Source organism: Bifidobacterium thermophilum (assembly GCF_002846655.1).
GTDB classification, from domain to species: domain Bacteria; phylum Actinomycetota; class Actinomycetes; order Actinomycetales; family Bifidobacteriaceae; genus Bifidobacterium; species Bifidobacterium thermophilum.
The window spans coordinates 545,465-557,829 of the sequence record NZ_PCGX01000010.1; the positions used below are offsets into that span (position 1 = coordinate 545,465).

The following is a 12,365-nucleotide window of genomic DNA, read 5'->3' on the forward strand; positions in this document are numbered from 1 at the left end:
ACGTTGCACCAGCAGGCGTGACGGGGCGTTCATGGCGGAATCGCCACGCAGTTGGATTGTCGGTTGCATCCGTCAACGCGACGGGGCGTCCATTGCGAAATCGCCACGCCAGTCGGATTGCCGATTGCGCCCACAGGCGTGTCCGGGCGTTCCGCTCAAGCCGAAGTGGACTGCGCAGATGATGGCTGCACCCGTAGGTGTGCCGGGGTGTTCTGTTCTGGACGAGCGGACTGCGCGGGTGACGGTCGTATCCGTAAACGAGTCGGGGGCACTGGACTTGGACCTACCGACGACCCGACGCGCCCGCCCATAGGGCTGCCGATGCGGCGGTGCCAACCCGCTGCGCGAGCGCCGACGATTGAACTGGCCGATTCAAGACGCCGCGACGCCAGCGTCACAGCCTGCGTTATCATTGACGTCAAACGTTTGACGTAATCGGGGGTCGGGCACATTTCAAGGCACCCGTTCACGCCATGCGCGAAGGAGTACCGCGGCATCGGCCCTGAGGCATCCCTTCACACACTTTCCGCCCATACCGGCGCGAAAACCGCAAACGCCCAAGCCTGCGGCAAACCAGCAATCACACCAGAAACCAGGAATCCGACCCAGATGGCATCACAACAACACCAAGAGCAGAGCGCGTCCGGCAGCAGGCCGCCTGCATCCGCGACCGAATCCGCATCAGCAGCTCCGGTCACCCAAGCGGTCGACAAAAGCGACGCCGGTTACGCGAAAGACCTCAAACCGCGCCACATCCAGATGATCGCCATCGGCGGCTCGATTGGCACCGGCCTGTTCCTCGGCGCGGGCGGACGTCTCGCTCAAGGCGGCGCCGGCCTGACCATCGCATATGCGGTGTGCGGCATCTTCGCGTTCCTCATGGTCCGTGCGCTCGGCGAACTGGCAATCCGCCGCCCGTCCTCCGGTGCGTTCGTGTCCTACGCACGCGAATTCCTCGGCGAAAAAGGCGCATATATCACCGGCTGGTTGTTCTTCCTCGACTGGTCCACTACCGTCATGGCCGATATCACCGCGGTCGCGCTCTACTTCCACTACTGGCAGGCGTTCAAGGCCGTGCCGCAATGGGTGCTTGCCCTGTGCGCGCTCGCCGCGGTGTTCGCGCTGAACATGCTGAGCGTCAAGGCCTTCGGCGAGGCCGAATTCTGGTTCGCCGCCATCAAGGTGTTCACAATCCTCGCGTTCATGGCTATCGCGATTTGGGCGATCATCACCGGAGCCCCGGTCGGGCAATACCACGCCGGCATGCACAACATCACCGACCACGGCGGATTCTTCCCCGAAGGCATCGCCCCGGTGTTCGCGCTGACTCTCGGCGTGGTCTTCGCATTCGGCGGCACCGAGATGGTGGGCGTCGCGGCAGGCGAAGCGAAAGAAGCCCAGCAGGTGCTTCCGAAGGCCATCAATTCGATGATTGTGCGCATTTTCGGCTTCTACGTAGGCTCGGTCATTCTCATGGCCCTCGTGCTGCCGTATACCGCGTATTCGTCGAACGAATCACCGTTCGTCACTTTCTTCTCCGGCATCGGCATTCCCCACGCCGGCGACGTGATCCAAGTCGTGGTGTTGACCGCCGCGCTGTCGTCGCTCAACGCCGGTCTGTACGCGACCGGCCGCACGCTGCGTTCGCTGGCAATCGCGGGTTCCGGCCCGAAATTCGCAGCCCGCATGAACAAGAACCATATCCCGTACGGCGGCATCATCATCACGTCGGCACTCGGCCTGATTGGCGTGGTCCTCAACGCAGTGCTGCCCGCCAACGCCTTCGATATCATTATGAATCTCGCCGGCATCGGCATCGCCGGCACGTGGTCGTCAATCCTCGTCACTCATCTCGCGTTCCTCAAACGCGTCAAGGCGGGCAAGGAGCAACGCCCCGCCTACCGGATGCCGGGAGCACCGTTCACGGATTATCTGGCACTGGCGTTCTTCGCCATCGTGGTCATCTCGAATCTCACGAGCGCGTCCGGCAGGTGGACACTTGCGCTGTTCGCCGTCGTCGTGGTTGCGATGATTATCGGCTGGTACGCGGTGCGCGGGCGGATTGACGGCAGCCTGATGGACGAGATTCTCGACAATGACGAGGATGAGGATTCCATCGAGGAGCTCAGCGACGATTTCGCCGCCGCCTGACACAGCGAATCCGCGATATTCACGATATTCACAGCACTCGCGATACTGGAATCGGCAACGGCCAAGCAACAAGCACAAGGAGACAGGATGCGCATTCATATCACGTACACTGGCGGCACCATCGGCATGATCGAATCCGACCACGGGCTCGTTCCCGGCGCCGACATGCGCGGATGGCTGCGCCGCCTGCTTGGGGAAAGCGACGAGTTGCACGACGGGGATGTCACCTTCACCGAACTTGACCCGCTGATTGACTCGTCGAACGCGACCCCCGACAACTGGCAGACGATGATCGACGACCTGTGGGCCCACCGCGACGAGGCCGACGCGTTCGTCGTGCTGCACGGTACCGACACGATGAGCTACTCCGCCGCAGCACTGTCCTACGCGCTCACCGCTTTCGGCAAGCCGGTGATTTTCACGGGTTCCCAGCATCCGCTCGGCAAGATCGAATCCGACGCGACTGCGAACGTGACTGGCGCGCTCAACGCGGCGTTGAGCGGCCACGCGAAAGGCGTCTCACTGTTCTTCGGGCATCACCTGTTCGCCGGCAACCGCGTGACGAAAGCCTCGAGCTGGGCGTTCGAAGGCTTCTGCTCGCCGTCCACCGGCACGCTCGCCTGCACAGGCACGCCCTGGCAATGGGAGCCTTTCGACAATCCGGGCGAGGGTTGGACGAACCCGAAACCGTATGCACGGCATGATGTGGCGGTTATCGACACGGTCCCCGGCATGAGCGCCAAGCGGCTTGCCACCATGCTCGACCCCCTGCCTGAAGCTGTATTGCTGCGCGCATACGGCGTCGGGAACATCCCCAGCCTCGAGCCGGGATTCGCGGACGTCATCGCGGGCACGCTCGACGCTGGAGTCCCGGTGATTGTCGCCTCGCAATGCGAACAGGCGAATGTGCTACTCGGACGGTATGAGACCGGGGACGCCATCGCGAAAGCCGGCGCGGTCGGCACCGGCGATATGACGCTCGAAGCCGCATACGCGAAGATCATCTTCCTGCTGTCCCAAGGATTGGGCGGTGCCGAGCTGTCCGCATGGATGGGCCGCTCCATCGCCGGCGAAATCACCCTGGAAAGCAACTGAGCACCCTCCCTCACTCCTGTTTCTGACGACACTGACGTGTCACTCAGTGTCGTCAGACCCTTCTGCCGACGCTCACCACACGCTCAGCGTCGGCAGGAGCAGGGGCGCACAGCAAGCACGACGGAAATCAGCAAGGCGGACGGAACGACGGCTGAACTTCAGGGAAATTCCAATATTCCCCGCTTGTCAATCATGCACTGGTAACGATTTCGCTCATACAATGGCGGTATGAGCGAAGATACAAAGACAAGAAAGACCGCTGCAACGACGACAGCGACAACAGCAACAACAACCAAAACAGCATCAAGCACCCGAACCGCCGCGACACGCAAGCGCACGACACGACGCAAAACCGCAGCCGCCACCGCCAAGACCTCCGCGGTGACCTCGGCACGCACCGCCGCCGCCGGATTCGGCCGCGTCGCAATCTATGACACCACCCCGCACGGCGAAACGACCCCACGCGTCGAACTCGGCGAACAATTCCATGTCAGCGCACAACTCGCCGCCGAACAAGGGCTCGTGCTCTCCGCCGCTGCAATCGTGCGCAATCCGCGCGGCAAGGAAACCCAGCGCCGCACCATGATCCGCACCAACCCCGGCTTGAGCCGTTGGGAAGTCGATGTGCAGGCCGGCGAGCCGAGCGACGCCCGCCCGTGGCAGTCCGGCTGGTCGGCGGTCAAACGCCAGCTGGGCGATTGGACGGTCAGCATCGAGGCGTGGCTCGACCCGTATGCCGCATGGCTCGAGCAGGCACGCAAGGCCGTCGACGCCCGAGAAGACGTAGAGAACGCACTCGACGCAGGCGCCGCCCTGTTGCGCCGCTGGGCTTCGACCCGTGACGCGCACCTGACCGCCGGCGAGCGCAGCACGCTGAAGAAAGCTGCCGATACGCTGGGTGACCGCAAACTGTCGGTTGCCGAGCGCTTCGCCGCCGCCACAAATGACGACGTCACCGCCCTGCATGAGGCCAAGCCGCTGCGCGATGGCGTATCGGAAAGCGCCCCGCAGATGTTTCACGTGGAACGTCCGGGGTCCAGTTTCACCGCTTGGTATGATTTCTTCCCCCGTTCCGAAGGTGCCGCGGATGATGACGCGGCCGGTTTCACACGCCCCGGCACGCTCGCCACTGCCGTATCCGGCCTTGAACGCGCCGCTGCCGAAGGTTTTGATACGGTGTGTCTGCCGCCGATCAGCCCGATCGGCGTGACCGGACGTCGCGGCCGCAACGGCGTCGCCCATGCCGGTGCCCATGACCCAGGCTCCCCATACGCTGTCGGCTCGGCTGACGGCGCCGCAGACAGTGTGGATCCGTCGCTCGGCACGATGGATGATGTCCGCGCGTTCACCGCGAAAGCCCATGACCTGGGTCTTGAAGTAGCGCTTGACGTGTCGTTGTTCGTGTCGCCGGATAATCCCTGGATCGCCGAACACCCGCAGTGGGTGCGCCGCAAGGCTGACGGCACACCGGCCGATCCGCTCGATTCCTTCGACCCGCAATCGGAGCGCGAGGATATGATCCCGCTGGACTTCGATGCCGATCCGGACGGTATCGTCAAGGCGATCGTCCACACCTTGGACGTGTGGGTGAAAGCCGGAGTGACGGTGTTCCGCGCGGTCGAACCGTACCGTTGGCCGGCGCAGGCGTGGCAGCGGATCATCGAACAGACCCGGCACGCGCACCCGGAAGTGCTGTTCCTCGCTGAATCCTTCACCGCGCCCGCGATGATGGGCGCGCTGAGCCGCGCCGGCTTCACCCAGTCGGACTGCTACTTCCCATGGCGCAACACCAAGCGCGAGCTTGAAGAGTACCTGTTCGAGGCGAACAGCGACGCCGCATACACGCAGCATGACACGTTCTGGCCGTCCACGCACCGCATTCTTACCGATTATCTGCGCGACAACGGCATCGCCGGCTACGCGATCCGCGCAGTGCTCGCAGCAATGGGCGTGCCGAGCTGGGGTATCGCCAGCGGCTACGAACTGGTGGAAAACAAGCAGCAGCCAGGCACACAGGCCCCTGAGAATCCCGAGGAATACGAAATCCGCGTGCGCGACTGGAGCGAGGCCGACAAGTACGGCACCGCCAAGCTGCTCACCTCACTCAACGCGATTCGCAGGCGCCACCCGGCGGCCCGCAGCTACCACAATCTGACGATCCTGGACAGCTCGGACGCGAACATCCTCGCGTTCGCCCGCCACACGCCCGCCGAGCTGACCGCAGACGGCAAGCCGGACACGCTGATTGTGGTCGTGAACCTCGACGGCCATGAGGCTCACCAGTCCATGATTCGCCTCAACCCAGCCGCGTTCGGCCTGCCCGCCGGCGAGCCGTTCACCGTGGCCGACGAGCTGACCGGCCGTACCTTCACCTGGACGAACGACAACTATGTCTCGCTCGCCCCGTGGGCCGATGTCGCGCACGTGCTGAGCGTCAAGCGGTAGTTTTTCCCGAATCCCGATACTCGGTACCCTGCACAATCCACATCACGTGGCATACGTGCCGGGTACCGAGTATCCTGAATAACGGAAATCCTGTTGTCTATCAAGGAGATTCGAAATGGCAGAAACCTTCAATGTCGTCGTGGAGATTCCGCGCGGTTCCAAGAACAAGTATGAAGTGGACCATGAGACCGGTCGCGTCTTCCTGGACCGTACGCTGTTCACCGCCATGGGCTACCCGGATGACTACGGCTACATCGACGGCACGCTGGGCGAGGACGGCGATCCGCTCGACGCGCTCGTGATGATCCCGAATTCCGTGTTCCCGGGCTGCGTGGTCGAGTGCCGCGCTGTCGGCCTGTACCACATGGTCGACGAGGCAGGCGGCGACGACAAGGTGCTGTGCGTGCCTGCCGACGTGCGTTTCGACGACATCAAGGACATCGACGATGTCAATGAGTATCACAAGGCGGAAATCAAGCACTTCTTCGAGCAGTACAAGGCTCTGGAGCCGGGCAAGGAAGTCAAGCCGGGCGATTTCTGGGCCGGCGTGGACAAGGCCGAGGCCGAGATCAAGGCCGCGCGCGAACGTCTCGCCGCTTCCGAAGCCAAGTGAGGCATATGTATGGTTCGGCTTTCGGCTTGAAGCTATGGGATTGATAGCGATCGCCTAGGCATCCGCCGAACCGAGCTGTGCACATATCGGATACGAAAGGGGCCGTCCCGATTGGGGCGGCTCCTTTCGTTTGGGCGGGTTGCACGGGCTGCGTAGTCGCGTGGTCACGTAATCGACGTAATCGCACGGTCGGAGTGGTCATCGTAGTTCACGTGTCAGGCCTAGTCCGCATAATCCGCGGCTTGTCTTTCAGCAGCGAGCGACTATACTTGGGCGGGTAATTTCGACATGCGAACAGATTCATGGGAATTCAAAGCCGCCCTACGCCGGCAGTCGCCGTGTCGGACCGTAAGGCGTAGGCGGTTAGCCGTCGAGGCCCATCCGCACTGCGGATGAACCATGCACTGACTATGACATCAAGCACCTCTTTGGTTGGTATTCTTCTCATCGCGCTTTCCGTTTCGATGGATGCGTTTGCCGTGTCCATCGGCAAGGGCCTGACCGTGCGCCGGGTACGCCCGTTGGACGCCTTCAAAACCGCCCTGTGGTTCGGCGGGTTCCAGGCACTGTTCCCGCTGCTCGGCTACCTGGTTGCCGACACCTTCAGCGGGTATGTGACGGCCGTGGATCACTGGATTATTTTCGGCTTGCTCGCGCTGATTGGCGGCAACATGGTCCGCGAGGCGTTCGAGGAAGATGACGAGAACGCGCGCGAAACACCGCAGTTCGACTGGCGGCACATGCTACCGCTCGCCGTGGCGTGCAGTATCGACGCGTTCGCGATCGGGGTGAGTTTCGCATTCATGAAGGTGAACATCCTGTGGTCGGTGCTGATCATCGGTGTGGTGACCGGCGCGTTCTCCGCCGCCGGCCTGCATATCGGACACGCGTTCGGCGCCCGATGGCAGAAACCCGCGCAGATTGCGGGCGGCGTAATCCTCATCCTTATTGGCATCAAGGTGTTGCTCGAGCATCTCGGCGTCATCGCCTGGTAGGGCGGGCAGCGACCGGCGTCATCGCCTGGTAGGGCGGGCAGCGACCGGCGGCATGGGCCGGGCGGACGGCGCGACCGGCGGCATTCCCAACGGGCATCGACCGATAGCGCACCATCTCAGAGTTCCCGACCGACACCGCGCACAGCATATCCGAGATCGCACGCTTCCTGCCACAGGTTGCCGCAACTACACCCCCAATCGCACGACGCTGCGGCACACTCCACCCGGGATATCCAAGAAACCATCACATCGCCCGTACGCCGGGGCAGCGACCGCGCAGCCTCCGGCATATAGGGCCGAATCTACGTAATCCCGCCCGAAATAGCACTGCAACTACGGGAATCCGCCCCGAGGATATCCCGGCGACGGCGAATTGCGAACCCATCTCAGGCTAGCCACAACCGCCGCACACAGGAACCCCCAAATCCCCTCGTATCATTGGGTTCCCGCAGCAATTCAGCGCGAAAGTCAGTCCACAAATATCGGACCATACTGGCACAGCAGCAATGCCAGCGTCGCGGCGAACGCCACCAGCCCAAGCAGCATCACCGGCAGCAGGGCAATCCCGACCCACGGGGCCGGTACGTCCGGATCCGGATCGAAATCCTTGAGCCAGAACCGCGAGGCGATCACCATCAGCACCATGAGCGCCAACGCAATCACACTCACCACAATGGCAGTCCAGGTTCCCGGCCCTGTGAACGCCACGCAGGACGCCGAGACCACCACGAACAGCCAGCCGGGCATACTCGCCATCGCCACCACGCCGGTCAGACTCTGCGAGAGCGAGCGCAGCAGATTGGTACGCTCTTTGCGTGCCATCTGGCGGGCGAAACCGATAACCGTGAACAGTGCAAGCAGCATGACATACACGCACGCCCAGTGAATCAGCGGAGTCGCGGCAATCGTCAGCGCGTCATTCGCGTTCAACGACGGGTACAGTGTCCCGCTGCCAAGCGCGTTGAGCGCAAACACCAGCGAAATCAGACCTGCGAGCACGCCAAGCACACGATCAGTCCAAGTGCCGCGGAACGGCCAGAAAATCGTGAACGCCGCCATCGCCGCAACGCACAGCGGCACTTCGAGGAACAGGGCAAACTGGCCGAGCAGGCTGGCACCGACAAGCAGCACAAGTGCGATAACCTGCACGGCGAGTACGCCACGGTACGGACGGTGCGGGAGGGTGCTGTCGGGTTGTGTCTGCTCTACCATATCTATTCCTTCCGCCGACGGATGTTCCTGCCGTGGCACGGCGTCATGTGTCATCGTCATGCAACCGGGTGGTCCACAATGTTATGGGCATGTTACCGGCATGTGACGTCATGACGGAGTTCCTTACTCATTGTAGCCGCGCGCTTGCCCATTCTCCGCCATATGGAAGCACCGCCCTTGAATGTCCTGATTGCCATAACATTACAGCTGTAAACTGTGTGAAAACCGTAATTCGACCGGAGGGCTGCAACATGACTGATTTGACGTTGATGACCTCTGCCAGTGACCCCGCATCCGTGTTGCCGTCGCTCGCGCTGCTTTCTCACAGGGTGCGCGTGCTGCCGATGGATGCAGCGAGTCTGGTGAAGATGCCGGAAAGCACCGTCTTGTTCCTCGACGCGAGGGACGATCTCGCCACCGCAAAGACCCTGTGCCGGCTGATTCATGCCTCCGGCCTGTCCACGCCGATCGTGCTGATTCTCACCGAGGGCGGATTCACGGTTGTTAACTCGCAGTGGGGCATCGCCGACGTCGTCGTTGCCAACGCCTCCCCCGCCGAGGTCGAAGGTCGTTTGCGGCTGGTCACGGAACGTGGCAACATGCCGTCTGGCGTCCAGTCAAATACGGTCGGGGCACAGGACACCGACGGGCTGATCCGTTGCGGCGACTTGGTCGTCGACACCAATGGATATACGGCAAGTCTGCACGGACACCCGATTGATTTGGCCTACAAGGAATTCGAACTGCTCAAATATCTGGTCCAGCACCCCGGACGCGTGTTCACCCGCGCGCAGCTGTTGCAGGAAGTGTGGGGGTACGACTACTACGGCGGCACGCGAACCGTGGATGTTCACGTGCGACGTCTGCGTGCCAAGCTCGGCGGCGAATACGAGCATGTCATCGGTACGGTGCGCAACGTCGGCTACCGTTTCGACCCGCCGGAAGACGACAAGGACGACAGCGCCGCCCGCGCGAACGCTGCCCAGGGCTGATTTCGGGTTGGTTCGGGCGATTCAGGCTGATTCTGACTCTTCGGGTTGATTCAAGTGCCCATCGTGCGAGCCAATCCTCACACAGAACCCCCGACGCACCCCAATCAACCGATTCCAGTCACTCCAAACCGCCATCCTGTGAGCCAATCCTCACACAATGCCACCCGAAACAGGTCAGCCAGCCAAACCCAACCACCCAAACCGCCATCGTGCGAGCCAATCCTCACATCACGACCGTGTGGGCCGCCCAACTAGTTCGTTCCAGCCACCCGAACCGCCCTTGTGCGAGCCAATCCTCACACAATGCCGTCACCGCCACCTCATCAACGTCCGCCGCATCAGCAATTCGCCATTGGCATACAACCCGCGGTTGGGCGAATGCCCACTGTGCCTTATCATGCGGGTATGGCCAGCGAAAGCAAACGACACCGCATCGAGCGCATGCATGACGAGTACCGAATCCTATGCGAGGAGTTCCCCGCCCCGGCGTGCGCGCTGCATTTCACAAACCCTTTCGAGCTGCTGACCGCGACGATTCTGAGCGCCCAGACCACCGACAAACGGGTGAATACAGTCACACCCGCGCTGTTCTCGCGCTACCCCGGACCGGCCGAACTTGCCGCCGCACGGGTGGAGGATGTCGAGGATATCATCCGGCCATTGGGCTTCTACCACGCCAAATCTCGCAATATCGTCGCGATGGCGCATGACGTGCACGAACGGTTCGGTGACACCGTCCCGCACACCATGGACGAGCTGACATCACTGCCCGGTGTCGGGCGGAAAACCGCGAATGTGGTGCTCGGCAACGCGTTCGGCGTGCCGGGCTTCCCCGTTGACACGCATGTGATTCGCGTGACCGGCCGCCTGCGCTGGCGTACCGATTGGCGCAGCGCACACCCCGACCCGGTGCATATCGAACGCGAAATCACCGCGTGTTTCCCGCCCGAGGAGTGGACCGATCTGTCGCACCGGCTGATCCTGCACGGACGGGCGACATGCCATGCGCGCAAACCCGACTGCGCCGCCTGTCCCCTCAACGACACCTGTCCCAGCGCCGGCATCTTCGGGTGAAGCACAACACCAGCGGCGATCGGCCATAACAGGGACGACCGAAAGACCGCCAGAAAACCGACGCCGTCTGATCGAAGGGGGTATGCACGGGCCGCGCATCGGCGGAGTTCGCGGTAGACTCAAATCATGACGAAGAAGCAGCAGGGAGAGCTCAGACGGTGGATTGCGTTCAGCGCCATCGTCATCGCCCTGTTCGCGCTGATCATGCTCGGCAAATCCATCGCGGAACGTAGCGGGGTTCTTGACGACACCAGGCTGATCGGCTCTGATTCAACCATCGACGTCGGCCTCATCGACGCCCCGAAATCATTGGATATCCGCACCGAACAAGGCACCGCCGTCGAACAGGCCTTGCTCGGCAACGTCTACGAAACGCTTATCGGACGCGATGAGAACAACAAACTCATCCCCTCGCTCGCCAACAGCTGGTCCACATCCAAGGACGGGCGGACCGTGACCCTCCATCTGCGCGGCAACACGACATTTTCCAACGGTGACGCGCTCGACGCCGACGATGTCGTCTGGTCGTTCAACCAGATCATCAGCAAGAAATATGTAGGCTACGAGCGCCTTGGGTCCGTCACCTCCGTGTCCGCAGACGACTCCAGCACAGTGGTGTTGACGCTGCGCGAGCCTGACGCGACATTGCTACGCGCGCTGTCGGGACGCTCCGGCATCGTCTACGACAGCACAGCGGATCTCGATTACACCACGCAAGCACTCGGTTCCGGCCCGTTCATCGTCGGGCGGACATACAAGCAGGGTTCCATCATCACCCTGCAACGCAACGATCGGTATTGGGACAGTAAGAAAGCGGCGAGCGCCCAAGTCACCTTGCACTACTATGGCGACGAATCCTCGCTGCTCGAAGCCGCTGCCGAAGGCAAAGTGGAGCTCGCGCTGCCGCTGGAGCATACCAGCATCGCAGATATCGGCAAACGCACCGGAATGAAAGCAGTCCAAGGTTCCAGTACATCCAAAGTGATGCTCGTCTTCAATTGCGGCACGGACTCACCGATGTCGGATTTGCGCACCCGCCAATCGTTCCGCTATCTGATTGACACCGCCGCTGTGGCGTCCTCGGCGACAGACGCGAAACAGGCGCTCGGTGGCCCGATCGGCCCGCTGGAACCTGGCTATGAGGATCTGACGGGGGTCTACCCGCATGACCAAGCGAAGGCCGCGCAGATGCTCACCTATTATTCAACCCGGTATTTCGGCGATCTGACCTTCCTCGTACCTCAGGAATATCAGGCGCTCGGCGCGCAAATCAACGACTATCTCAAGCAGGGCACGTCGAATCTGACGGCTATCAATCCTGATATGCAGGTGGTCGATGACGCGACGCTGAGCCAGCGGTTAAAGAGCGGCGATTTCAAGATCGCGCTGGTTTCGGTCGGCGGCACCGACAACGTGGACCTGTTCAACGGCGTGGACAACACCCTGCAATACCAGAACGGCGAGGCACAGCAGGAATACCAGCAGGCGGTCGCATCGACGAACGCCACCGACTACGCCACGCATATGGCAACGTTCGCACGCACGGTCAGCCAGGACGCTGCCGCGGCGTGGCTGTACGAGCGGGGTATCAACATCGCGGTCAACCCGAAGCTGAGCGGATACCCGGTGAATCTGACCGACGAAATCCTCCCTCTCGAGGACCTCGCGTTGAAGAAGCACTGACCGGCGTCCGGCAGTTGTCAGCGTCGGCGTCGGTACCCGTCGCTAGCCGTAGCTTGTCACAAGCCGTAGCCCGCCATCATCAACCGCGATCTGCCATCAACCGAA

Annotated in this window: 9 protein-coding genes; 8 read left to right on the forward strand and 1 reads right to left on the reverse strand. The window is 62.1% G+C overall.

What is annotated here, in order from left to right; genetic code table 11:
- Nucleotides 1-609 precede the first annotated feature (609 nt).
- The 5 genes from CQR48_RS07710 to CQR48_RS07730 all read left to right on the forward strand — a co-directional run bounded on the left by CQR48_RS07710 (nucleotide 610) and on the right by CQR48_RS07730 (nucleotide 7,299).
- Nucleotides 610-2,151, forward strand: coding sequence for an amino acid permease (locus tag CQR48_RS07710; RefSeq protein WP_101452505.1), 1,542 nt, complete (start codon nucleotides 610-612; stop codon nucleotides 2,149-2,151).
- Between the two features lie 87 nt (nucleotides 2,152-2,238).
- Nucleotides 2,239-3,246 carry an asparaginase gene (locus CQR48_RS07715; protein WP_101452506.1) on the forward strand — a complete coding sequence of 336 codons (1,008 nt, stop codon included), beginning with the start codon at nucleotides 2,239-2,241 and terminating at the stop codon, nucleotides 3,244-3,246.
- Nucleotides 3,247-3,474: 228 nt separating this feature from the next.
- Nucleotides 3,475-5,691 carry a maltotransferase domain-containing protein gene (locus tag CQR48_RS07720; protein ID WP_101452507.1) on the forward strand — a complete coding sequence of 739 codons (2,217 nt, stop codon included), beginning with the start codon at nucleotides 3,475-3,477 and terminating at the stop codon, nucleotides 5,689-5,691.
- A 115-nt stretch (nucleotides 5,692-5,806) separates the two neighbouring features.
- Nucleotides 5,807-6,304, forward strand: coding sequence for an inorganic diphosphatase (locus CQR48_RS07725; RefSeq protein ID WP_015451087.1), 498 nt, complete (start codon nucleotides 5,807-5,809; stop codon nucleotides 6,302-6,304).
- A gap of 410 nt (nucleotides 6,305-6,714) precedes the next feature.
- Nucleotides 6,715-7,299, forward strand: coding sequence for a manganese efflux pump MntP (locus CQR48_RS07730; protein WP_044091526.1), 585 nt, complete (start codon nucleotides 6,715-6,717; stop codon nucleotides 7,297-7,299).
- 468 nt (nucleotides 7,300-7,767) lie between these two features.
- On the opposite strand, the gene CQR48_RS07735 is transcribed toward CQR48_RS07730, so the two are convergent.
- Entirely contained in the window at nucleotides 7,768-8,511 is a 744-nt protein-coding gene (locus CQR48_RS07735; protein WP_101452508.1) for a hypothetical protein, read from the reverse strand.
- 251 nt (nucleotides 8,512-8,762) lie between these two features.
- Here CQR48_RS07735 and CQR48_RS07740 point away from each other — a divergent pair, with 251 nt between their 5' ends.
- The 3 genes from CQR48_RS07740 (at nucleotide 8,763) to CQR48_RS07750 (ending at nucleotide 12,260) form a co-directional block, all read left to right on the forward strand.
- Nucleotides 8,763-9,503 carry a winged helix-turn-helix transcriptional regulator gene (locus CQR48_RS07740; RefSeq protein ID WP_015451090.1) on the forward strand — a complete coding sequence of 247 codons (741 nt, stop codon included), beginning with the start codon at nucleotides 8,763-8,765 and terminating at the stop codon, nucleotides 9,501-9,503.
- A 405-nt stretch (nucleotides 9,504-9,908) separates the two neighbouring features.
- Entirely contained in the window at nucleotides 9,909-10,577 is a 669-nt protein-coding gene (gene nth / locus CQR48_RS07745; protein WP_101452509.1) for an endonuclease III, read from the forward strand.
- A 126-nt stretch (nucleotides 10,578-10,703) separates the two neighbouring features.
- Nucleotides 10,704-12,260, forward strand: coding sequence for an ABC transporter substrate-binding protein (locus tag CQR48_RS07750; RefSeq protein WP_101452510.1), 1,557 nt, complete (start codon nucleotides 10,704-10,706; stop codon nucleotides 12,258-12,260).
- The last annotated feature ends 105 nt before the right edge of the window (nucleotides 12,261-12,365 follow it).

What these genes read in the sequence shown, in the direction of transcription:
- nth (WP_101452509.1), top strand. Translation starts at nt 9,909, where the DNA reads ATGGCCAGCGAAAGCAAACGACACCGCATCGAGCGCATGCATGACGAG.
- CQR48_RS07715 (WP_101452506.1), top strand. Translation starts at nt 2,239, where the DNA reads ATGCGCATTCATATCACGTACACTGGCGGCACCATCGGCATGATCGAA.
- CQR48_RS07750 (WP_101452510.1), top strand. Translation starts at nt 10,704, where the DNA reads ATGACGAAGAAGCAGCAGGGAGAGCTCAGACGGTGGATTGCGTTCAGC.
- CQR48_RS07740 (WP_015451090.1), top strand. Translation starts at nt 8,763, where the DNA reads ATGACTGATTTGACGTTGATGACCTCTGCCAGTGACCCCGCATCCGTG.
- CQR48_RS07720 (WP_101452507.1), top strand. Translation starts at nt 3,475, where the DNA reads ATGAGCGAAGATACAAAGACAAGAAAGACCGCTGCAACGACGACAGCG.
- CQR48_RS07730 (WP_044091526.1), top strand. Translation starts at nt 6,715, where the DNA reads ATGACATCAAGCACCTCTTTGGTTGGTATTCTTCTCATCGCGCTTTCC.
- CQR48_RS07725 (WP_015451087.1), top strand. Translation starts at nt 5,807, where the DNA reads ATGGCAGAAACCTTCAATGTCGTCGTGGAGATTCCGCGCGGTTCCAAG.
- CQR48_RS07735 (WP_101452508.1), bottom strand. Translation starts at nt 8,511, where the DNA reads ATGGTAGAGCAGACACAACCCGACAGCACCCTCCCGCACCGTCCGTAC.
- CQR48_RS07710 (WP_101452505.1), top strand. Translation starts at nt 610, where the DNA reads ATGGCATCACAACAACACCAAGAGCAGAGCGCGTCCGGCAGCAGGCCG.